The sequence below is a fragment of the Mediterraneibacter flintii genome (assembly GCF_055387595.1).
The window spans coordinates 3,163,337-3,185,326 of sequence record NZ_AP031405.1 but is presented as its reverse complement, the minus strand read 5'-3'; the positions used below and the strand labels follow the sequence as shown (position 1 = coordinate 3,185,326).

Annotated in this window: 18 protein-coding genes and 1 pseudogene; 15 read left to right on the top strand and 4 right to left on the bottom strand. The window is 40.5% G+C overall.

The window, feature by feature from the left end; translation table 11 throughout:
- The first annotated feature begins 2 nt into the window (after positions 1 to 2).
- The 5 genes from ACZ5C4_RS15245 (at position 3) to tuf (ending at position 5,700) form a co-directional block, all read left to right on the top strand.
- Entirely contained in the window at positions 3 to 917 is a 915-nt protein-coding gene (locus ACZ5C4_RS15245) for an AEC family transporter (protein ID WP_464521758.1), read from the top strand.
- A gap of 186 nt (positions 918 to 1,103) precedes the next feature.
- Positions 1,104 to 1,523 (top strand): 30S ribosomal protein S12, encoded by a 420-nt coding sequence (gene rpsL, locus ACZ5C4_RS15240; protein ID WP_117990228.1) that lies wholly within the window; start codon positions 1,104 to 1,106, stop codon positions 1,521 to 1,523.
- Positions 1,524 to 1,780: 257 nt separating this feature from the next.
- Positions 1,781 to 2,251: a 30S ribosomal protein S7 gene (gene rpsG / locus ACZ5C4_RS15235; protein WP_330605035.1), complete on the top strand. Its 471-nt coding sequence runs from the start codon at positions 1,781 to 1,783 to the stop codon at positions 2,249 to 2,251.
- 15 nt (positions 2,252 to 2,266) lie between these two features.
- Positions 2,267 to 4,384, top strand: a complete 2,118-nt coding sequence (gene fusA / locus ACZ5C4_RS15230) for an elongation factor G (RefSeq protein WP_464521757.1) — start codon at positions 2,267 to 2,269, stop codon at positions 4,382 to 4,384.
- A gap of 122 nt (positions 4,385 to 4,506) precedes the next feature.
- Positions 4,507 to 5,700 carry an elongation factor Tu gene (gene tuf / locus ACZ5C4_RS15225; protein WP_464521756.1) on the top strand — a complete coding sequence of 398 codons (1,194 nt, stop codon included), beginning with the start codon at positions 4,507 to 4,509 and terminating at the stop codon, positions 5,698 to 5,700.
- Between the two features lie 133 nt (positions 5,701 to 5,833).
- Here tuf and ACZ5C4_RS15220 read toward each other — a convergent pair whose 3' ends face one another.
- The 3 genes from ACZ5C4_RS15220 to ACZ5C4_RS15210 all read right to left on the bottom strand — a co-directional run bounded on the left by ACZ5C4_RS15220 (position 5,834) and on the right by ACZ5C4_RS15210 (position 9,454).
- Complete coding sequence (locus ACZ5C4_RS15220) at positions 5,834 to 8,095, bottom strand: ABC transporter permease (protein WP_464521755.1); 2,262 nt, start codon at positions 8,093 to 8,095, stop codon at positions 5,834 to 5,836.
- Positions 8,095 to 8,796 (bottom strand): ABC transporter ATP-binding protein, encoded by a 702-nt coding sequence (locus ACZ5C4_RS15215; RefSeq protein ID WP_464521754.1) that lies wholly within the window; start codon positions 8,794 to 8,796, stop codon positions 8,095 to 8,097. The genes ACZ5C4_RS15220 and ACZ5C4_RS15215 overlap by 1 nt, the downstream gene beginning before the upstream one ends.
- Before the next feature lie 73 nt (positions 8,797 to 8,869).
- The gene (locus ACZ5C4_RS15210; RefSeq protein ID WP_464521753.1) at positions 8,870 to 9,454 is read right to left on the bottom strand and encodes a TetR/AcrR family transcriptional regulator; all 585 of its coding nucleotides are present in this window, start codon (positions 9,452 to 9,454) and stop codon (positions 8,870 to 8,872) included.
- Positions 9,455 to 9,659: 205 nt separating this feature from the next.
- Here ACZ5C4_RS15210 and ACZ5C4_RS15205 point away from each other — a divergent pair, with 205 nt between their 5' ends.
- The 3 genes and pseudogenes from ACZ5C4_RS15205 (at position 9,660) to ACZ5C4_RS15195 (ending at position 11,830) form a co-directional block, all read left to right on the top strand.
- Positions 9,660 to 10,622: an aldo/keto reductase gene (locus tag ACZ5C4_RS15205; RefSeq protein ID WP_464521752.1), complete on the top strand. Its 963-nt coding sequence runs from the start codon at positions 9,660 to 9,662 to the stop codon at positions 10,620 to 10,622.
- A 17-nt stretch (positions 10,623 to 10,639) separates the two neighbouring features.
- Positions 10,640 to 11,086, top strand: a complete 447-nt coding sequence (rpiB, locus tag ACZ5C4_RS15200; RefSeq protein ID WP_464521751.1) for a ribose 5-phosphate isomerase B — start codon at positions 10,640 to 10,642, stop codon at positions 11,084 to 11,086.
- A gap of 17 nt (positions 11,087 to 11,103) precedes the next feature.
- A pseudogene (locus ACZ5C4_RS15195) lies at positions 11,104 to 11,830 on the top strand (hypothetical protein).
- A gap of 66 nt (positions 11,831 to 11,896) precedes the next feature.
- Here the strand turns inward: ACZ5C4_RS15195 and ACZ5C4_RS15190 are convergent.
- Positions 11,897 to 12,691, bottom strand: a complete 795-nt coding sequence (locus tag ACZ5C4_RS15190; protein ID WP_464521750.1) for an HAD family hydrolase — start codon at positions 12,689 to 12,691, stop codon at positions 11,897 to 11,899.
- Between the two features lie 132 nt (positions 12,692 to 12,823).
- Between ACZ5C4_RS15190 and ACZ5C4_RS15185 the strand changes: the two genes are divergently transcribed.
- The 7 genes from ACZ5C4_RS15185 (at position 12,824) to ACZ5C4_RS15155 (ending at position 21,966) form a co-directional block, all read left to right on the top strand.
- A complete protein-coding gene (locus tag ACZ5C4_RS15185; protein ID WP_464521749.1) occupies positions 12,824 to 14,242 on the top strand; it encodes an NAD(P)/FAD-dependent oxidoreductase in 1,419 nt (472 codons plus the stop codon).
- A 208-nt stretch (positions 14,243 to 14,450) separates the two neighbouring features.
- Positions 14,451 to 15,794: a phosphoglucosamine mutase gene (glmM, locus tag ACZ5C4_RS15180; protein ID WP_186877154.1), complete on the top strand. Its 1,344-nt coding sequence runs from the start codon at positions 14,451 to 14,453 to the stop codon at positions 15,792 to 15,794.
- A gap of 221 nt (positions 15,795 to 16,015) precedes the next feature.
- Positions 16,016 to 16,735, top strand: a complete 720-nt coding sequence (locus ACZ5C4_RS15175; protein ID WP_464521748.1) for a GntR family transcriptional regulator — start codon at positions 16,016 to 16,018, stop codon at positions 16,733 to 16,735.
- A gap of 15 nt (positions 16,736 to 16,750) precedes the next feature.
- Entirely contained in the window at positions 16,751 to 17,491 is a 741-nt protein-coding gene (locus tag ACZ5C4_RS15170; protein ID WP_464521747.1) for a GntR family transcriptional regulator, read from the top strand.
- A gap of 290 nt (positions 17,492 to 17,781) precedes the next feature.
- Positions 17,782 to 19,119 carry an amino acid permease gene (locus ACZ5C4_RS15165; RefSeq protein WP_464521746.1) on the top strand — a complete coding sequence of 446 codons (1,338 nt, stop codon included), beginning with the start codon at positions 17,782 to 17,784 and terminating at the stop codon, positions 19,117 to 19,119.
- Positions 19,112 to 21,052 (top strand): BtpA/SgcQ family protein, encoded by a 1,941-nt coding sequence (locus ACZ5C4_RS15160; protein ID WP_464521745.1) that lies wholly within the window; start codon positions 19,112 to 19,114, stop codon positions 21,050 to 21,052. Before ACZ5C4_RS15165 ends, ACZ5C4_RS15160 begins: the two co-directional genes overlap by 8 nt.
- Positions 21,049 to 21,966, top strand: a complete 918-nt coding sequence (locus ACZ5C4_RS15155) for a carbohydrate kinase family protein (RefSeq protein WP_464521744.1) — start codon at positions 21,049 to 21,051, stop codon at positions 21,964 to 21,966. Before ACZ5C4_RS15160 ends, ACZ5C4_RS15155 begins: the two co-directional genes overlap by 4 nt.
- The last annotated feature ends 24 nt before the right edge of the window (positions 21,967 to 21,990 follow it).

Genomic DNA, 21,990 nt, shown 5'->3' with positions numbered 1-21,990 from the left:
TTATGGCATTTCGTAATATGGCAAATATGCAAATGATGATGTTCCTTTTGGTGGGAATTGGATTTCTTGTCAGGAGGAAAAACATTATTGGAAGCACAGCAAGAAAAGAGTTGGTGGATTTCTGTCTATATGTAACCTTGCCGTTTAATACTTTTCATTCTTTTCAAATGGAATGGGAAGGGAGTATGCTGACAGAGCTTGCGGAAATACTGCTGCTTTCGGCAGGATATAATGTCCTGTCGATAGCGGTCAGTTTTTTTAGTTACAGGAAAACGGCAACTTCTAAACAAAAACCTCTGCGTTATGGAACCATTGTATCTAATGGAGGCTTTTTGGGAAATCCTGTGGTCGAAGGGATCTATGGGACACGAGGATTGCTTTATGCTTCTGTATTCCTGCTTCCCATGCGAATTGTAATGTGGAGTATCGGTACCTCCTGCTTTTTAAAAGACAAACAGAATCTGGGGGATATTCTGAAGAAGGTTCTTACGCATCCATGTATTGTATCCATATACTTAGGACTTACAGTAATGATTTTAGGGATCGAATTTCCTGCTTTTTTAGACAATACAATAGCAGGAATTAGTTCCTGTAATACACCGTTAAGTATGATGCTTGTAGGAATGATGCTTTCCGAGATGAATCCAAGAGGAATCTGGGATCGGACAATGTTATATTATGTAGTAGTTCGTCTGCTGGCGCTTCCTGCGGTTATATTTGCAGTGACAGCATTCTTGCCTCTTCCTTCTATCTTAAGAGGAACTGGAGTAATTATGGCGGGAATGCCTGCACCGGTGACAACAGCGCTGCTCTCTTCTAAATACGGTGGAAATGAGATGTACGCGACAGGTATGATTTTTATAACAACGCTGCTGTCCTTATTCACTCTGCCGTTCTGGTGTCTGCTGTTAGGATAAAGCGTCTGAATCGTAAGCAAAAAAGATAGAAAACCCTTGACTTTTGGGGGAAAACGTAATAAACTAATTTAGCGTGCATGAAAATGCCGTTATTTTCGTGTGCGTGGAAAGGATAATGCAGATTATCCGCAACCACTCCGGAGGATAAGTCCGGAGCAGATGAATTTATCATAGGAGGTGAAAAGAATGCCAACATTTAACCAGTTAGTTAGAAAAGGACGTCAGACTTCAGAAAAGAAATCGACAGCACCGGCACTTCAGAAAGGATATAATTCTCTGAAGAAACGTGCGACAGATGTATCTGCACCGCAGAAGAGGGGTGTATGTACTGCTGTTAAGACAGCTACACCTAAGAAGCCTAACTCAGCTCTGAGAAAGATTGCCAGAGTTCGTCTTTCTAATGGAATCGAAGTAACAAGCTATATCCCGGGAGAAGGACACAATCTTCAGGAGCACAGCGTTGTCCTGATTCGTGGAGGAAGAGTAAAAGACCTGCCAGGTACAAGATACCATATCGTAAGAGGTACGCTGGATACAGCAGGTGTTGCGAAGAGAAGACAGGCTCGTTCCAAATACGGCGCTAAGAGACCAAAAGACGCAAAATAAAAATGTAACTAAAGTGTTAAATATCGTATCACAAACAGAACTATGATTATCGTAGCTTATCAGACAAAAACTGATAGGCATACCCTGTCGTATAGGAAGAATCCGACAGGTATTGGTTGCGGATTTTAAGTGAAACACTTAATATAGAGTCCCGCGGCCGCGAGCACATGCTATGCGATTCCATAGAGAGACACATGTGAGTACCGATGAATTAATCCCGGAAAAAACCGGAAATAATGATTAAGGAGGGAAGGACCGTGCCACGTAAAGGACATACTCAGAAAAGAGATGTATTAGCAGATCCGATATACAATAATAAAGTGGTTACCAAACTGATCAACAATATCATGTTGGACGGTAAGAAAGGTGTTGCACAGAAAATTGTATACGGAGCATTTGAAAGAGTAGAAGCAAAGGCTGAGAAGCCAGCCATCGAGGTGTTCGAGGAAGCAATGAACAACATCATGCCTGTACTGGAAGTTAAGGCAAGACGTATCGGTGGTGCAACTTACCAGGTGCCAATCGAAGTAAGAGCAGACAGAAGACAGGCTCTGGCGCTTCGCTGGCTTACATTGTACTCCCGCAACAGAGGAGAAAAAACAATGGAAGAAAGACTGGCGAATGAAATCCTGGATGCTGCCAATAATACAGGAGCAGCTGTGAAGAAGAAAGAAGATATGCACAAGATGGCAGAAGCAAACAAGGCGTTTGCTCACTATCGTTTCTAATAGGAGGAAAAAACCTTGGCTGGAAGAGAATATCCATTAGAGAGAACCAGAAATATCGGTATCATGGCGCATATCGATGCGGGTAAGACGACGCTGACAGAGCGTATTCTCTACTATACCGGTGTTAATTATAAGATTGGAGATACCCATGAAGGTACTGCTACTATGGACTGGATGGAACAGGAGCAGGAAAGAGGTATCACGATTACTTCAGCTGCTACAACATGTCACTGGACTTTGGAAGAAAAGACAAAACCAAAGGCAGATGCCCTGGAACATCGTATCAATATCATTGATACTCCTGGACACGTTGACTTTACTGTAGAAGTTGAACGTTCACTCCGTGTACTGGATGGTGCTGTAGGTGTATTCTGCGCTAAGGGTGGTGTAGAGCCCCAGTCAGAAAACGTATGGCGTCAGGCAGACACGTACAATGTGCCAAGAATGGCGTTCATCAATAAGATGGACATTCTGGGAGCTGATTTTTTCAATGCGGTAGACCAGATTAAAACAAGACTTGGCAAAAATGCAATTTGTCTTCAGTTACCAATCGGTAAAGAAGATGAATTTAAAGGAATCATCGACCTGTTTGAAATGCAGGCTTACATCTATAATGATGATAAGGGAGACGACATCTCCGTAGTTGATATTCCGGAAGAAATGAAAGATGAAGCAGAGCTGTATCATACAGAATTAGTAGAAAAAATCTGCGAGCTGGATGACGATCTGATGATGGAATATCTGGAAGGGGAAGAACCTTCAGTAGATGCACTTAAGGCAGTGCTTCGCAAAGCTACATGTGAATGTACGGCTGTTCCGGTATGCTGTGGTTCCGCATACAGAAATAAAGGTGTACAAAAGCTGCTGGATGCAGTTCTGGAATTTATGCCTGCTCCGACAGACATCCCTGCAATCAAAGGTATGGATGACGACGGCAATGAAGTGGAGAGACATTCTTCCGATGAAGAACCATTCTCCGCATTGGTATTTAAGATTATGACAGACCCGTTTGTAGGTAAGCTTGCTTACTTCAGGGTATATTCTGGAACAATGAATTCAGGTTCTTATGTTCTGAATGCTACAAAAGGCAAAAAGGAACGTGTAGGACGTATTCTGCAGATGCATGCAAATAAAAGAGAAGAGTTAGATAAGGTATATTCCGGAGACATCGCAGCTGCAATCGGATTTAAATTCTCCTCAACAGGAGATACAATCTGTGATGAACAGCATCCAGTTATTCTGGAATCCATGGAATTCCCAGAACCGGTTATCGAGCTTGCGATTGAGCCTAAAACAAAGGCTTCCCAAGGTAAGCTCGGCGAATCTCTTGCAAAGCTTGCAGAGGAAGACCCGACGTTCCGTGCACACACTGACAAAGAAACAGGACAGACAATCATTGCTGGTATGGGTGAGCTTCACCTTGAGATTATCGTAGACAGACTTCTGCGTGAATTTAAGGTAGAGGCGAATGTAGGTGCACCTCAGGTTGCTTACAAGGAATCTATCACAAAAGCAGTGGATGTTGACAGCAAATATGCAAAACAGTCCGGTGGACGTGGACAGTATGGACATTGTAAGGTGAAATTTGAGCCTATGGATGTCAACGGAGAAGAGACATATAAATTTGACTCTACTGTAGTCGGAGGAGCTATTCCGAAGGAATACATTCCGGCAGTAGGAGAAGGTATCGAGGAAGCCATGAAGTCAGGACTTCTCGGCGGATTCCCCGTTGTAGGCGTCCATGCGACAGTATTCGACGGTTCCTACCATGAAGTCGATTCCAGTGAAATGGCATTCCACATTGCCGGTTCCCTTGCTTTTAAGGATGCAATGAAGAAGGGCGCTCCGGTACTTCTTGAGCCTATTATGAAGGTAGAAGTTACAATGCCAGAGGAATATATGGGAGATATTATCGGGGACTTGAATTCACGCCGCGGACGTATCGAGGGTATGGACGATTTAGGAGGCGGAAAGATTGTACGTGCATTCGTTCCATTGTCTGAAATGTTCGGATACTCTACAGATTTACGTTCCAGAACACAGGGACGTGGAAACTACTCTATGTTCTTTGAGAAATATGAGCCGGTACCGAAATCTGTACAAGAGAAGGTATTGTCCAACAAAAATGCTTAAAATCTCATAAAAGGGTTGAAAAACGGCTGGCTTTGAAATATAATCAAAGTTAGCCGAGTAAAAGCGAAAAAATTAGTAAAATGCCCGTAATTCGGGTGCTATAATTAAGGAGGATATTCAAAATGGCAAAAGCTAAATTTGAAAGAACAAAACCACATGCTAATATTGGAACCATTGGCCACGTTGACCATGGTAAAACAACTTTGACAGCTGCTATTACAAAGACACTTTCTCACAGAGTAGAAGGAAACTCAGCAGTTGATTTCGAAAACATTGACAAGGCTCCAGAAGAAAGAGAGCGTGGAATCACAATTTCTACAGCACACGTTGAGTATGAGACAGAGAAACGTCACTATGCACACGTTGACTGCCCAGGACATGCTGACTATGTAAAGAACATGATTACAGGTGCTGCACAGATGGACGGAGCTATCCTTGTTGTAGCTGCTACTGACGGTGTTATGGCTCAGACAAAAGAGCACATCCTTCTGTCCCGTCAGGTAGGTGTACCATACATCGTAGTATTTATGAACAAATGTGATATGGTAGACGATGAAGAGCTGCTTGAATTAGTAGAAATGGAAATCCGTGAGCTTCTGAATGAATATGAGTTCCCGGGAGATGATACACCGGTTATCCAGGGATCTGCTCTGAAAGCTCTGGAAGATCCAGACGGAGAATGGGGCGACAAGATCATGGAGCTTATGGATGCTGTTGACGAATGGATCCCAGATCCACAGCGTGATACAGATAAACCGTTCCTGATGCCTGTAGAGGACGTATTCTCTATTACAGGACGTGGTACAGTTGCAACAGGTAGAGTAGAGCGTGGTACACTTCATGTATCTGATGAAGTTGAGATCATTGGTATCCATGAAGATATTAAGAAGACAGTTGTAACAGGTATCGAAATGTTCCGTAAACTGCTTGATGAAGCTCAGGCTGGTGACAACATTGGTGCTCTGCTTCGTGGTATTCAGAGAACAGAAATCGAAAGAGGTCAGGTTCTGATTAAACCAGGCACAGTAACATGCCATAAGAAATTTACATGCCAGGTTTACGTTTTGACAAAAGATGAAGGTGGACGTCACACACCGTTCTTCAACAACTATCGTCCACAGTTCTATTTCAGAACAACAGACGTAACAGGTGTTTGCGAACTTCCTGCAGGAACAGAAATGTGCATGCCTGGAGATAATGTAGAAATGACAGTTGAACTGATTCATCCAGTAGCTATGGAAGAAGGTCTTGGATTCGCTATCCGTGAAGGTGGACGTACAGTTGGATCAGGTAAGGTAGCTAAGATTATCGAATAATCTTGAGTTAGAATTCATATATTATGAAAAGAAAACCGCAGTCTCTTAAAACAGGAGATTGCGGTTTTTAATAGCTGTCTCTATCAGAACTGCCATATCGTGTTTAAGTTCTGATATTATTTGCTGCTGATAATCACTCATTGAGTTTCAAAGCAGATACCATATCAATACGATATATTTTTCTAGAAAGGAATTTACTGATGCTCCAAGACAGCAGGAATGTACCCAAAACACTGATAATATAGACATAAGTTGGAATATATACGCGAATATCAATAGAATCCTGCACCGTACTAAGCATTAAAATTGTCAAACCATATCCCGCAGGTAATCCTATAACAATTCCGGCAATCGTCAGCCATATATTTTGTTGTATCATCAGCTTTCTAATCCTTTGATTATGAAATCCCAGCACTTTCAATGTTGCCATATCTCTATATCGTTCCATGTAAGACAGTGTGCCTAAATTATATAGTATCACCCCGCCAAGTAAGACAGCGCATACTAAGAAAAGCATACTCAACATAACAGACGCATTTAGTATAGTATCAAGGGCAGATTTCAAATCGGCTTTATGCTGAACGCTATCTACATAATCGGAATCAGTGAGGGATTTTTTCGGTTTCTCTCCAATAATGGAGGTCGTATGAAAAGGAATGCCCTCAGCATCCATTTCGCTTTTTAACATCGTAATACCTTGTGTCATAGGCGTGCGGACAATGTACTTTACAACCTCAAGATACCATTCATCACTTCCGGCAAATTTCCATTTTAACCTGTCGCCGACTTCAATTCCTAATTTATCTGCCGTATTTCCGGATAAGGCAAGCCCTTCTTCCAGCTCTATTTCTTTTCCTTCACTGTCATAGAGCCTTAAAAAATCTTGACTTTCAATGCCACTAAACGCTACGGTTTCTTCTTTGCCGTCGAATTTGACCTCTGCTGATGTTTCCATCAATTCTTCGCCATACATAGATTGTATCAGTTTATTTTTAAATTCTTCATCACTAAAGTCGCCAGTTACTTTTGTGTCATAAGTCTGTACTTTATCAAAAGTCCATTCAGACATATAGTTCATAGAAGCAAATAAACCAAAAGAAGAAAAGAGCAGTGCAACACACCCCATGACACCAAAAATAGTCATGCTGCTTCTTAATTTGTTCCGGAATATATCACGCAGATTCCATTGTCCGTAAAAGGATAGATGTTTCCACAAAGAAGGAAGCGGCAATTCTTGATACTCTTTTTCTATACTGTTTGAGTATAATATCTTCGCAGTATTTTCCTTTAAATATTTGTGGCATACAACGAGTGAAACAGTTAGACAAGCCAGCGCGCAGACAACAGGGAACATCCAGCTTCCAGTCAACATAGCCGGCTTTAGTTTGGGAAGAATATACATTTCCTCCATAATAGGAAATAATAATTTTGGCAGTGTTACATAGCCTGCACACCAGCCGGCAACAGAACCGACAAGACAAACAAATGTACTGTGTGATATGTAGTGAATATACAGAGGTCTTTTATGAAAACCCATAGATTTTAGTATACCAATCTGCAAACGCTGTGAATTTAACAAACGGTGTACGGTTGTAATGGTAACAAGAATAGCGATAAACAAAAACACCATTACAAAAATCAAGCCGATTTCTTTATGCTGTGTAATCTCATCATTTATCATAGAATAGCTGGTATGGTCTTTTTGTAAAAGGACAGTCGTATCCTTTTTCCTTAATGTGTTATTGAGTGTTTTTTCAAGATCGCCTGTACCAGATACAAGTAACTGGTTCCACTTAATATCCTTTATTTCTGTTATACTCGTTTCATTGATAAAGGCGAAGCCATTATTTTTATGGTCTGGAACAAATTCTCCATCTTTTGTACTGTAAATATATTCTGGGGAATCGCATACTCCAACAATTTCTTTTTCAACCGTTTTTCCGTCAATATCCAGTTTTATTTTGTCCTTTACCTCATAATCGTTTTCTTTGGCAAAGGTAGCGTCTAACCAGATACCCGACGTATTTTTTGAATATTTTTTCCCGTCAAGTACGTTTATTTTTGAAATAGTATTTTCACCAGACAGAACATATAAATCAATCGTTTTATCGTCATCACTCTTTAGAGTAGATGCGTATAATGCTCTTTTTTCCACGTCCTCAACAGAGGATTTTTTCTTTAATTGCTCTATATCTGATGATTGAAAATTATCCTCCAAGATCCAAGCGTCGGCAAGGTTTGTTTCCTTGATATAAGAATGAAATGTTTTATGCATTCCATTATATTCACTTGTGATACCGGAAAAAATAAAATTACCGGCAAACATCATCAGAAAAATAGCGATAAACGGGACTTTATTTTTCCATACATCACGAAACATTTTGCGTATTAACATCACCACTCCAACTCCTTTATGCTCATAGGTTTTTCATTGACCGTAACATCTAAAATCTGCCCGTTTTTCATACGGATAACTTTATCTGCTGCTTTTGCGATATTTGTATTGTGTGTAACAACGATAGCAGTTTTGTGATACTCCCGACACACATCTTGTATCAGCTGTAATACCATACACCCAGTCTCACTGTCTAACGCACCAGTCGGTTCATCACATAAGAGAATTTTTGGATTTTTTACAATCGCTCTGGCGATAGAAACACGCTGCTGTTCTCCACCCGATAATTGGCTGGGGAATTTTCTAAAATGCTGCTTTAGCCCAACTCTATCTAAGATAACAGCAGGGTCTAAAATATCGTCTTTTATATCTCGCATCAGAGCGATATTTTCATATACGGTCAAGGTAGGAATAAGGTTGTAAAACTGAAAAATAAAGCCTATATCATTCGCTCTATAGCTCGCCAATTCATTTTCTTTCATTTTTGAAAGGGGCAGATTGTTTACAAGTATTTCCCCACTGCTTAAACAGTCAATCCCGCCCAGAATATTCAATAAGGTGCTTTTTCCAGCCCCCGATTGTCCCAGTATCACGACAAATTCTTCGTCCGCAACCTCAAAAGATACTTCGTTTAATGCAAGCGTGTGTCTTGCTCCGCTTTGGTACATTTTTGTTGCATTTTTTGCAAGTATAATTGACATAAATTTCATTCCCTTCCTAAAAATGGGTATAAGAAAAACACGTACATAAAAGAACACATTTTATGCAGGTGATTTATCTTATTTGACTGATAATGCCATTGAATAAAAGGCTAAAGAATTTTACAAATTCTGCTTTGGCATCGTCCATATTTTTGTGTTCGATTAAGACGTGTTTTACACATTCCACTAGCATATTTAGTACAATCTCCGAATAATGTGCATCATCGTTGATGTTAAAATATTCCTGTAGATGTTCGGTCAGGGATTGTAATATTTTTTCTTTTCGATCCAGCAAATGAGAACTTTCCAGTCTTAGAAATATGACGACTCTTTTATCAAAAAAACAGCTAAACTCACTGCTGTCAAAGTTTTCCTCTAATTCTTTCAGCTTTCCCCAAGCCTGTTTTTTTGTCAGTGGGTTCGCTTTTTCATGTTCTATATGCTTTGACATCATACATTCTATATTTTCAATGGTCGGCAGGAGTATTTCTTCCAAAAGTATCTCTTTGCTGTGAAAGTAATGATAAATATTTCCCTGTGCAGTATGTGCTCTGCTGGCAATCCTGCGCATAGAGACATTTTCATATCCTCTTTTTAGAAATTCGTCCGTAGCAATCTCAAGGATTTTTAAGCGAACCTCCTCTTTTTTTATCTGCATCCTATCACCTCCTTGAGTACATGATATATATTAAAAAGAGGTTTATCAATAGAAGTTCATTATTAAAAATCAAAAGTTACATGGCGTTCATTTTTAAGAAAGAAAAAATATATCTGTTTTTTAAAATATGATATGCTATAATAATTGCGGATGGCAATTACAAAAGATATGATTGCTGACAGTGAAAAGATAAGGAGTGAAAAACATGAAAAAAATGATCATACCGGATACAGAGCTGAAGCTTTCTCCAATTGGGCTTGGCTGTGTGAATGCAGGCCTGAAATGGGAGGGAAAGGAGGCTGATTATCTGTTTGATGCCTTTTTGGATATGGGAGGCAATTTATATGATACGGCAAGAGTATATTCTGACTGGATACCGCCGGAGATTGGAAGAAGTGAACGGGTGCTGGGAGACTGGCTTACACGCAGTAAAAAGCGAAATCAGATTGTTATTATCACAAAAGGCGGACATCCTGACATGACAGGTGACAATCCGGACACACATAAAAGCAGAGTTTCCAGGGCAGAAATGAGAAAGGACATTGAGTTGTCTCTAAAGGCCCTGCGCACAGATTATATTGATATTTATTTTTATCACAGAGATGATGAATCTATACCGGTGGAAGAATTAATAGAAACCATGGAAGAGTTTGTAAAGTCGGGAAAAATTCGTTATTATGGCTGTTCAAACTGGACGACACAAAGAATGGAAACAGCGGCCAAATACTGTAAGGAGAAAGGCTATCGCGGCTTTGCGGCAAACCAGGCGCTTTACAATGTGGGATATGCCTATATGAATCCACTGGATGACGACACGATGCTTGCTATAGACGGCCCTATGCAGCAATTTCATAAAGAAAATCCAGGAAATCTTGCTATGCCCTATATGGGGGTGTGCAGCGGATTTTTCAACAAAATACTTGCAAACGGTGAGGAAGCAGTGAAAGATTCTCCTTATTATACAGAAGGAAATATCCGTATGGCGCAGAAGTTAAAACAGATTATGGAAAAGTACAGTGTGACAGCGACACAGGCAGTTCTGGGCTTTTTTACATGTCAGGATTTTGCGTGCCTTCCGTTGTATGGGCCAAGAGGAGTAGAAAGCTTAGAAGAAGCGTGTGGTACATTTGAAATTCCCTTTACAAAAGAGGATTATGAATTGGTATAAAAAGGAGAAAGAAGCAGATGAAAATAGGAATAGGAAACGATCATTCGGCATTGGAATTGAAAGCAGAAATTATAGAATTTTTGAAAGAAAAAGGACATGAGGTTGTGGATTATGGAACAAATTCATCAGAAAGCTGTGACTATCCTAAATATGGTGAAATGGTAGCCCGCGCGGTTGTGGCAAAGGAAGTAGAGCTTGGTATTTTGATTTGCGGTACCGGGCTTGGTATTTCATTGGCTGCAAATAAAGTGAAAGGCATTCGTGCGGCTGTGTGCAGTGAACCGTTTACAGCAAAGATGTCCAGAGCACACAACAATTGCAATATACTTGCGTTTGGGGCGCGGGTTGTAGGCGCGGAGCTTGCCAAGATGATAGTCGACACATGGCTGAATACGGAATTTGAAGGCGGTCGTCATCAGAGAAGAGTAGATATGATCATGGAGATTGAAGAAGAGAAAAAATAAATTTAGCGGGGGATCGGATGCATAGAAAAACAATTCTAGAGTATGAGACGGTTTCCTTTGACCCAGAGAAGCGTGCGCTTGTGATTATTGATCAGACACTGCTTCCAGGGCAGGTACAGCTATTGTCTCTTACGGAAATTGAGGATATATGGGAAGCTATTTACCTTCTGAAGGTGCGCGGCGCTCCGGCAATCGGCGTGGCGGCGGCAATTGGTCTGTATGTGGCGGCAGAACAGATTGACACTGCGGATGAAGAACTATTTTATCAACAGTTTAAGGAGAAAAAGAAATATCTGGAAACAGCACGTCCTACAGCGGTAAATCTATTCTGGGCGCTGGAGAAAATGGAAGCTGTTGTAAAGAAGAACCGAGGAAAAGGCGTCGGAGAGATAAAGAAGCTTCTCAACAGAGAAGCAATGCAGATACATGATGAAGATATAGAAGTCTGCCGGCGTATCGGGGAATACGGATTGGAGCTTTTAAATCCCGGTGATGGAATTTTGACACACTGTAATGCGGGGAAGCTGGCAGCGGTAAAATACGGGACGGCAACCGCACCTATAAACAGAGATAACAGAAATGTGGTATAAAAAAAGGATGGCTCCAGAGAACATAAAGGTTTACAATCCATGCTTTGATGTGACAGAGAAGGAATTGATTACTGGGATTGTAACAGAGTATGGAGTGGCATATCCTCCTTATGAAGAATCATTGAGGCGGATTTTTGAGAAAAAATTTGAATAGAATAAAAAACGGCAGGTATATCAAACGGTAATGTGCGTAAAGATATACCTGTCGTTTTGCTTTTGTTTAAGAAAGATCCGCCAGTATATCTTCCAATACATCCTCCACAGAGTCTGTGACATAGTCTGCGTAGTAGGAAATTCCCGGCGCGGCGTTAGACATGGCATAGCTGGTTCCGACAAGCTGCAGCATCTCTACATCATTATATTGATCGCCAAAGGCGACACATTCTTCTGGGGCAATGCCAAGCAAATTGATCAGATTTTTCAAGGCGCTTCCTTTGTTGGCATCTGGCGCAATAAAGTCAATCCAAATATTTCCAGAAGTGACAACACTGATTTCGGACTGAAATAGATCTTTTAGATACTTAAGGTATTTGTCTACAATATGCGGACCGTCTACCATATTACAGATCGCAATTTTCAGTATAGGGCCTTCGATTTTTGTAATGTCGTCGACGATTTTGGTCGTATTGCGCATAACATTTACGATATGGTTTACAAATTCGGTATTGTTATTTTCAATGATACAGGCGTCTTCGCGGGAAACAGCAATCTCAAAATGGTTCTGTTTTTTTACCTCATGGATGATACGAAAAGCGAGCGCATCATCTATTGTTCCACGAGATATAACCCTTCCTTGATGGACACAGAGGGAACCATTTTCACCGATATAAGAAATTTCATCTTTAATGGCGTCAAACATACGTCTTTCATTGTCATACTGCCTGCCGCTGGCGGCGACAAAGTGGACTCCCTTCTGCGTCAGTTCATGGATAAGCTGGACTGCACGATCTGTAAGCTTTTGAGAACCGTTTTGGAGAAGTGTTCCATCCAAATCACTGGCAATTAATTTTATCATCAGAACCTCCGATTTTTCATGTTTCTTTCATCATACAGTAAAAAAGCTTATTTGTATAGCCTTGTTGGGGTGGTTTTTGTATGGTATGATGAAAAAAGTAGTACCATTGATTGGTGAAAGGAAGAGAAAGGTATGGATAAAAAACAGTATGATGTGATTATTATCGGAGCAGGCCCGTCGGGAATCTTCTGCGCCTATGAACTGAAAAAGAGATGTCCGGATATGAAGGTTCTGATGATAGAGAAGGGACGGAATATTGAGGACAGGCAATGTCCGAAGAGAAAGACAAAGGTCTGTGTAGGATGTAAGCCATGCTCCATTACAACAGGATTTGCAGGGGCTGGAGCTTTTTCGGACGGGAAGCTGTCTCTTTCACCGGATGTGGGAGGAACACTTCCGGAAATATTGGGATATGAAGAGACAACAGAGTTGATCCGTGAAGCAGATGATATTTACCTGGAATTTGGCGCCGACAAAAAAGTATATGGAATCGAAGATGAGCATGCAATTACAGAGATAAGGACGAAGGCGATTCGTGCAAATTTAAAGCTGATTGAATGTCCCATCCGCCATCTGGGGACAGAAGAGGGCTATAAGATCTATACCAGACTGCAAAAGCACCTTCTAGATGCTGGAGTGGAGATTTTATTCCGTACAATGGTAACGGACATTCTCATTCACGAAGAGAAGGCAGAAGGAGTAGTGACAGATAAAGGAGAAACCTATTATGCACCGGAAATTGTATCTGGTGTAGGCAGGGAAGGTTCGGAGTGGTTTGCGAATATTTGCAAGGCGCATGATATAGAGACAAAGAATGGAACGGTAGATGTAGGCGTTCGGGTAGAGGTAAGAGACGAGATTATGAAAGAGCTCAACGAGAAGCTCTACGAGGCAAAGCTTGTCTACTATACACCTACATTTGATGACAAGGTGCGGGTATTCTGTACAAATCCTTCCGGAGAAGTGGCCACAGAGTATTATGAAAATGGTCTTGCGGTTGTAAACGGACATGCCTATAAGTCGAAAGACATGAAGACAAGTAATACAAATTTTGCGCTTCTTGTCTCTAAAAATTTTACAGAGCCATTTAAATCTCCGATTGAATATGGCAAGCATATAGCACAGCTTGGGAATATGCTGTGTGATGGGAAAATTCTTCTTCAGAGATACGGCGACTTTCGAAGAGGAAGAAGAACAACAGAAGAAAGACTTAACAGAAATAATATTACACCGACCTTGAAGGACGCGGTTCCGGGAGATCTTTCTTTAGTATTTCCGCATAGGATCATGGTTGCGATTGATGAGATGATTCAGGCGCTTGATAAGGTAACTCCGGGGATTGCAAGTGACGAAACGCTTTTGTATGGTGTCGAGGTAAAATTTTATTCCAATAAGGTGCTTGTAAACAAAGAGTTTGAAACCAATATACATGGACTGCGTGCGATGGGAGACGGGGCATCTATTACGAGAGGACTACAGCAGGCTTCCGCAAACGGCTTGAAAGTCGCGAGGGCAATTATTGAAAAAAGAAGAAACGCGGCGAAAGATTAGTCTTATAAATATAGAATCCGGATTTCAGATTGTAATCAAAAAGGGATAAAAGTGTAATAAAAAAGAAATAGTTGTAACTTTTCTGTAAGAAGTATATAATAAATGTGGTTGCTTGTTAAATACAGGCAGGTATTTGTTCTTATGCAGATATTTTTATCTGTTAAGAAGCATAGATTTTACAGATTAAAGAAGATAAGAGGAAAGTAAAATGGGCAAATATTTTGGAACAGACGGCTTCAGAGGAGAAGCAAATGTAGCATTGACGGTAGAACATGCTTTTAAGGTCGGACGTTACCTTGGATGGTACTTTGGACAGGAGCATAAGGCAAGAGTCGTAATTGGAAAGGACACGAGAAGAAGTAGCTATATGTTTGAATATGCATTGGCAGCAGGACTGACTGCATCAGGTGCAGACGCATATCTTCTGCATGTTACGACAACCCCGAGTGTTTCCTATGTAGTAAGGTCGGAGGACTTCGACTGCGGACTGATGATTTCAGCGAGTCATAATCCATTTTATGACAATGGGATCAAAGTGATTAACCGGATGGGACATAAGATGGAGGCAGAGGTAGAGGAGAAAATCGAAGCATATATTGACGGTAAGACAGAAGAGCTTCCTCTGGCAACAAAAGAAAAGATAGGGCGTACTATCGACTATGCTGCGGGCAGAAACCGTTACACAGGCTATCTGATTTCACTTGCGACCCGTTCATTTAAAGATATGCGGATTGGATTGGACTGTGCAAACGGAAGTGCGTTCAGTATTGCAAAAAGCGTATTTGACGCTCTGGGTGCAAAGACATACGTTATCAACAATGATCCGGATGGAATGAACATCAATACGAATTGTGGTTCTACACATATTGAAGTACTCCAGGAATATGTAAAAGAAAAGAAACTGGACGTAGGCTTTGCCTATGACGGTGACGCGGACAGATGTATCGCTGTTGATGAAAATGGGAACGTAGTAGACGGTGACAAAGTGCTCTATGTATGCGGAAAATATCTGATGGAACAGGGACGTCTGGCAGGGGACACGATCGTTACTACCGTTATGTCCAATCTGGGATTGTACAAAGCGTGCGAAAAGATTGGCATGAAATATGAGCAGACGGCAGTGGGAGACAAGTATGTATATGAAAATATGCTGAAGAATGGATTTGTTTTGGGCGGAGAACAGTCTGGACATATTATTTTCAGCAAACATGCGAGAACAGGTGATGGAATCTTAACTTCTCTTATGATTATGGAAGTGATTCTTGAGAAAAAACAGTCACTCGCAAAGCTGTGTGAGGAAGTAAAGATTTATCCACAGCTTCTGAAAAATGTGCGCGTGACGGATAAGAAGACTGCCAGAGAAAATCTGGCCGTGCAAAAGGCGGTAGATGATGTGGCAGCAGCGCTCGGAACAGAAGGAAGAATCCTTGTAAGAGAGAGTGGAACAGAGCCAGTTATCCGTGTAATGGTAGAGGCAGCTTCTGATGAAATCTGTGAGAAATATGTAGAGCAGGTGATAAAAGTGATTGAGGCAGAAGGGCTGACTGCTTAGGAAAATAGTACAATTAGGCTAATTAGGAGACTATGGTAATGATTATCGTAGTCTCTTTTTTATGCAAAATATATATAAATAGATTGACAGAAAGCTTTTTACATGTTAATATCACTATATGGTTGGTATAAAAAAATGAATAAATATCTATACAGGTATAAAGAATCAAATAGATATATAATATGGAACAAAATCTAAAGTAGTTATATAGAAAGTGAACGATGAATGTGATGAAATATGGTATTAGCCCACTTTATCAAGTGATGGAGCAAATAGAATGTTATATATTGAAAAATCATTTAAAAAGCCATGATAAATTTCCAGGAGAAAGAAAACTATGCGAAATATTTGGATGTAATAGAGTGACATTGCGAAATGCTTTTGAATGCCTGGAAAATGCGGGAAAGACGTATAGTATACAGGGAATGGGAAATTATGTGGCAGAGAAAAAGATAGAAATTTGTCTGGTCCAATATAATTCTTTTTATCAGCACTTGCGTAAACTACATCAGCAGCCAGCTCTAGAAATTCTGTCAGTGAAGAAAGAAGAAGCTGTTCCTAAGATTGCAAGACATTTAGGAATTTTACCAGGGAGTTCTGTATGGGAGACAAAGACAATCGTGATATTGCAGGATATACCGGTTATATTTGAGACAAGCTGGCTGTGCGCAGAAAAATATCCAGAAATCAGCGGCGAACACCTGGGCAAGGAAGAGATATATGAGGTTTTTCAAAAACAGTATCATATAGACTTGGAATATGGTAGTGAAACAATCGGAATTACCAGTGCGCAGGAAGAAGAAGCAGAATATCTGGAGATAGATGATAATACACCTTTGTTTTTTGTACAGAAGACAGGGAAGACAAAGACTGAATCGGTTATTTACACACAGGCAATGGTAAGGCCAGATAAGATTCAGTTTGTAAGCGTTTTGAAATAGGGAGTGGAAATAAGAGTGACAAAGACAACGAAACAGATTAATAATCAGTCTCCGATACATATCCAAGTCCGAGAACAGATTCGGGAACAAATAGAAGAAGGTGTGTATCAGCCAGGAGATGAGATGCCTTCAGAAATTCAACTGGCGAAAGAATATGGAATTAACCGGCTTACGGTTCATAACGCTGTTACCGCACTGGTAAATGAAGGGATGGTAAAACGAATACAAGGAAAAGGACTGTTTGCAGCAGGACGATTAAAAGAAAGGAACCTAGGAGAGCTTGGAGGGTTTACCCAGACTGTGAGGAAAGAGGAAGCTTTTCCCGGACGAAAGCTTTTGTTTCGTGAAGTGCGTCCCGCGGGAATCAAATATGCGCGCCTTCTTGATATTGAAGAGGAGGAACCAATGATTTATCTGCGCAGATTATTCTTGACAAATAATGAACCGTATTCAATCGAAGAGACATATATTCCATATGCTGTATGTCCGGAATTAGAAAAGGTTGATATGACGGTATTTTCTCTGTATGAGACGTTAGAATTCCACGGTGTAGTTCCCAAAACAGCGAAGCAGAGTCTTTCTATTACTATGCCGGCGGCGAAGGAAGCACGACTGTTAAAAATAGGACGGGATACGCCGGTACTTATGTTTGAATATACTAGCTATGATGAAAAGGGGAAAGAAATAGAATTTAATCGTTCCTATACGCGAAGTGACAGAAACCGTCTGGTTGTACATTATAAACCTGAAGTATAAGACATTATGATATAAAAGGGGAATACTGTTTATTTTCAAAAGAAAGTACAAAGAAATTAGAGAAAGGAGGCAAGAATAAAAGTCCAACACCAGAAGACTTCTAAATGAAAACATACGACGCCAATCATTTGTTTTACAGATAGTCTTCCGGTGGGATATTTCACAAAACACGGTTTTGATAAAAATCGTGCTCTGCTACTTTCTGCCTAAAAATGAAGATAAACATATCCATATAGTTACAGATGTACTAAGAAAATACATCATACATATTATACTAGGAGGATATGAATATGTCAAATCAGTTAAAACGAAAACTGGGATTATGGGCAACTATTGGTGTATCTATCGGTACGACAATCGGTGCCGGTATATTTACTTCTATCAGTGAGGTGGCGGGTGCGGCTGGCTCTGCACTTTTTACAATACTCGCGTTTGCGATAGGCGGTCTGATTATTATACCACAGAATCTGATTTATGCGGAACTTGCGACTGCATATCCAGAAGATGGTGGCCATTATGTATATGTGAAACATGCAGGTTGGAAAAAGCTGGCATTTTTGACCGGCTGGGCAACTTTCTGGGCAAATGATCCGCCGGGAATTGCAGTGGTAGCTTTGGCAACTGCGCAATACGTAGCATTTTTAATTCCGATGAATGGATTGGCTGTAAAGCTGCTGGCAGTAGTGGTGATCCTGCTCTTTATGCTGATGCATGTACGTTCTGTAGAGGCAGGAAGTAAGATGAACACGATCTTAACGTTTGTAAAGATTCTACCATTTATTATTATCATAGGGGTGGGAATTTTTTTCTTAAAAGGGGAGTTGATTACAGAACCAGCTGTAGCTGGAGCTCCGGTTGGAATTATGGCTTTATTGGCAGGAATTTCAGCGACTACATGGTCTTATGATGGAATGAGTGCATGCTGCTATATGACAGGAGAGATAAAAGATCCGAAAAAAACGATGCCAAGAGCTTTGATTGGTTCAGTTGTGATTATTATTCTTTTGTATGTAGTTTTGACAACCGTTATTACAGGAATCATTCCATTTAATAAACTGGTGGAATCAACAGCTCCGCTTGCAGATGCGGCTGCCGGCCTTCCTCTAATCGGAGATTTTGCTGGTAGTTTTATAGCGATTGCTGGTATCATAGTGGTATTAGGGGCAACCTCCTCTGTCATTATGTTTCAGCCTAGGCTGGAATATGCGATGGCAAAGGATGGATTGTTCTTCAAGAGCTTTGGGAAAGTCCACCCCAAATATAACACACCGTATTTTTCGATCATTGTGCAGTGTATGTTAGCAATTTTAATGGTATTTGCCTCTAATATTTCGGAGCTTCTCGGGTACTTTACCGTAGTTTTGTTGCTGAAAAACACGATGGCATTCCTTACTATTTTTGTACATCGCAAAAAAACGGACTATAATCCACTTTGGAAGGCACCTGCATGGAAGTTCATGGCAGTTATTTCTATACTTACCAGTTTAATTTTGGTAGTTTCTACATTTATGTGGTCTGCGGTACAGAGTATTATTGCAGCAGCTGTAGTTGTGGTAACAGGAATGCCTGCATATTACATATGGACAAAGGCAAAAGAAAAAAACGGAGAGGTAGAAGACAATGAGTAAAAACATAAAGGAAGTATTTGGAACGGACAAGCCGATTATCGGTATGCTCCATTTAAAAGGAGACTCAGATAAAGAGATACTGGAAACAGTAAGAAAAGAATTGGAGACTCTTTTGGAGAACGGGGCAGACTGTGTTCTCGTAGAAAACTACTTTGGTTCAGCACAACAGGCAGAGATGGCTTTAAAATATGTCAGTGAGACATATCCTGACATCTGCTATGGGATTAATCTTCTGCATGATGACGCACTTGGTTTTAAACTGGCAGAAAAATATCGTGCAAAATTTATTCAATTAGATTCGGTGTCAGGGCATCTAAGTCCGGAAGAAGATGAAGAATTCGGGGATTTTATTGAAAAGGTACGGAAAAGCTGCAATGCATTTGTGCTCGGAGGCGTAAGATTTAAATATCAGCCTTATAGATCAGGGCGGCGTTTAGATGAGGACTTGGCAGTAGGAATGAAGAGATGTGATGCGATTGTCGTAACGGGTGATGCAACAGGACAAGAAACTGACTTATCGAAAATCCGTACATTTCGCAATTTGATTGGAGAATTCCCTCTGTTTGTAGGAGCAGGAATGACACCCGGCAATGCAGAAGAACAGCTAGAATATGCAGATGGTGCGATTGTGGGAAGTTATTTTAAAGATACGTATAAAGACACTGGAGATATATGTGGAAATCATGTGAAAGAGTTTATGGATGAAGTAAAGGAAGTACGGAAGAATGTACTGAAAAAGCCAGGGATTAATATAAAAGAAGGGAAAGAGTATTCTACATATAAGAAAGAGTTATTTTTAGAAGATATAAATCTTTTTGAATTCTGCGAGGAAAATAAACTTGCTGGCATGGAAGTATTTATGGATGACGTGATTTCCAGGGATAAAATGCTTTATGCGGACGAAGCGGAGAAAGAGGCGCTGATAAACAAACTACAGAGTATGAATGTGAAAAGAATTCATTGCTCTTACTGGGCATATCCAACTAGCTTTCTTACGAAGAATCATTTCGCAGAGCTGGTGAATCGTTTTGGCAGCTTAGAATTGGTAAGAGATTACTATGGAGATTTGACAGGTAATCATATGTTTGAAAGATGGATACAGGAGTATGAAATGGCATGTGTGCTTAAAGCACAGGCATATACGTTCCATCTGATTGATTATGCGCCTATTGATGGAAAATGGGAATTTACGATTTCCAGAGAAGAAATCTCTCAAGCGATGATTTACATGATTCAGGAACTTATAAACCGCTTGATGGAAAAGGGACTTTTGACAGAAGATTCTCCACAGATCGAAGTAGAAAATGCCGGATGGGGGCTAGAATATGGGCTTCAGACAGCGGAGGATTTCGAGAAGATGTTCCGGCAGTTATATGATCCGTTTGATCGGGTACGGATAGGATGGGACATCAATCACTTACTCCATGCAGTCGGATTTTCAGAGAAAGACCAGAGGGCAGAGTTCTTCCTTACGTATCAAGAGATGACAGAAGAAATGAAAGGCCTGGAGGACAGATATGGAAACATCCAGCAGGTATTTGTAGAAAAGTGGTTGGAGAAAAATCTTTTGAATAGAAGTATTATTGGAAAAATAGGTTCTCTTCATCTTTCAGATTGTAGGATGAAAACGACAGCATACTTTAAAAATGGAATACTTATAGGAAAATATAATGAGATAATTCAAAGTCTGGAAAGATGGGAAGACATGGAAGAATATGGCGTAGGGATTGTGCTGAAAGAATATGATTCACATGAAGTCTTATCAGAAGGTATTCTAAGTGGAATTATTATGAGACGTCTAATAGGAAGAATACAGGAGGTAAATCCGGAACTGGTGATTCTGCACGAGTTGAAAAACAGTAGAAACCAGGTGCAGGCTTTGAAGAAGCAAAGAGCAGAACTATGGAAAGATGAAAGAGAGGGAGGAAGATGAAGTATATTGTAGCAGGGCCTACCATTGTCAACGACATTTTGTTTGCAGATGGCAGCAAGAGCACAGGGCATCTTGGAGGTTCTATTTATTGTGTGGAAGGAATCAAAATATGGGAAGATGATATTCTGTATGTATCGAATGTTGGAAAAGATTTTGAAACATTCTATGGAAAATGGATGGAAACGAATCGATGTTCTTTGCAAGGGCTACAGTATATTCTTCCTCATACACAATATACAGAGCTTGTCTACGGAGCAGAAGGACTTCATTCTGAATATTCTATATATGGGGCGGAAGAAGAAGCAGAGGTGGAGGCGTTAGATAGAATTTCTGCTGAAGTGATTTCTTCCTACTGTGATTCCGGGACAAAAGGAATTTATATTGAAGCGGCTGAAACAAGCGGCTTCTGGGATGAGCTGCAAGCGATACGAAGTAAAACAGATGCGAAAATCATGTGGGAGATCCCGACCTCGGCGGCAATGACAGAAAGCCGACATCAGAAAGTAATAGAATGTATAAAAAAAGCAGATATATACTCTGTGAATTATCCGGAAGCAAAATGCCTTTTTCAGATTGAAACAGAAGAGGAAGCTGTTCAGAAAATAATAGAGTTAGGAATTCCCTGTTTTTTTCGGACGGGAAGCAGGGGATCTTACATGCTCGACGGCAAAGAGGCAGCATTTGCGAAAAGCCTGACAGTAGGAGAAGTCATAGATCCTACAGGGTGTGGAAATTGCTCCACAGCCGCTGCAATGTATGCATGGTGTGAAGGAAATTCTTTATATCGGACAGCTATGATGGCGAATATTTCCGCAGCGTATAATTTGCTTCAGTATGGGCCATATCCTGCAATTACAAAAGAAATACAAAAACAGGCAAAAGTACTTTTGGAAGAAAAGATAAAACAACAATAAAAGGTCCAAGAAAAATATAGAAAG

What these genes read in the sequence shown, in the direction of transcription:
- ACZ5C4_RS15185 (WP_464521749.1), top strand. Translation starts at nt 12,824, where the DNA reads ATGGATAAAAAACAGTATGATGTGATTATTATCGGAGCAGGCCCGTCG.
- ACZ5C4_RS15220 (WP_464521755.1), bottom strand. Translation starts at nt 8,095, where the DNA reads ATGTTAATACGCAAAATGTTTCGTGATGTATGGAAAAATAAAGTCCCG.
- ACZ5C4_RS15245 (WP_464521758.1), top strand. Translation starts at nt 3, where the DNA reads ATGGCATTTCGTAATATGGCAAATATGCAAATGATGATGTTCCTTTTG.
- glmM (WP_186877154.1), top strand. Translation starts at nt 14,451, where the DNA reads ATGGGCAAATATTTTGGAACAGACGGCTTCAGAGGAGAAGCAAATGTA.
- ACZ5C4_RS15205 (WP_464521752.1), top strand. Translation starts at nt 9,660, where the DNA reads ATGAAAAAAATGATCATACCGGATACAGAGCTGAAGCTTTCTCCAATT.
- tuf (WP_464521756.1), top strand. Translation starts at nt 4,507, where the DNA reads ATGGCAAAAGCTAAATTTGAAAGAACAAAACCACATGCTAATATTGGA.
- ACZ5C4_RS15155 (WP_464521744.1), top strand. Translation starts at nt 21,049, where the DNA reads ATGAAGTATATTGTAGCAGGGCCTACCATTGTCAACGACATTTTGTTT.
- ACZ5C4_RS15175 (WP_464521748.1), top strand. Translation starts at nt 16,016, where the DNA reads ATGAATGTGATGAAATATGGTATTAGCCCACTTTATCAAGTGATGGAG.
- ACZ5C4_RS15165 (WP_464521746.1), top strand. Translation starts at nt 17,782, where the DNA reads ATGTCAAATCAGTTAAAACGAAAACTGGGATTATGGGCAACTATTGGT.
- ACZ5C4_RS15190 (WP_464521750.1), bottom strand. Translation starts at nt 12,691, where the DNA reads ATGATAAAATTAATTGCCAGTGATTTGGATGGAACACTTCTCCAAAAC.
- ACZ5C4_RS15215 (WP_464521754.1), bottom strand. Translation starts at nt 8,796, where the DNA reads ATGTCAATTATACTTGCAAAAAATGCAACAAAAATGTACCAAAGCGGA.
- rpsL (WP_117990228.1), top strand. Translation starts at nt 1,104, where the DNA reads ATGCCAACATTTAACCAGTTAGTTAGAAAAGGACGTCAGACTTCAGAA.
- rpiB (WP_464521751.1), top strand. Translation starts at nt 10,640, where the DNA reads ATGAAAATAGGAATAGGAAACGATCATTCGGCATTGGAATTGAAAGCA.
- ACZ5C4_RS15210 (WP_464521753.1), bottom strand. Translation starts at nt 9,454, where the DNA reads ATGCAGATAAAAAAAGAGGAGGTTCGCTTAAAAATCCTTGAGATTGCT.
- ACZ5C4_RS15160 (WP_464521745.1), top strand. Translation starts at nt 19,112, where the DNA reads ATGAGTAAAAACATAAAGGAAGTATTTGGAACGGACAAGCCGATTATC.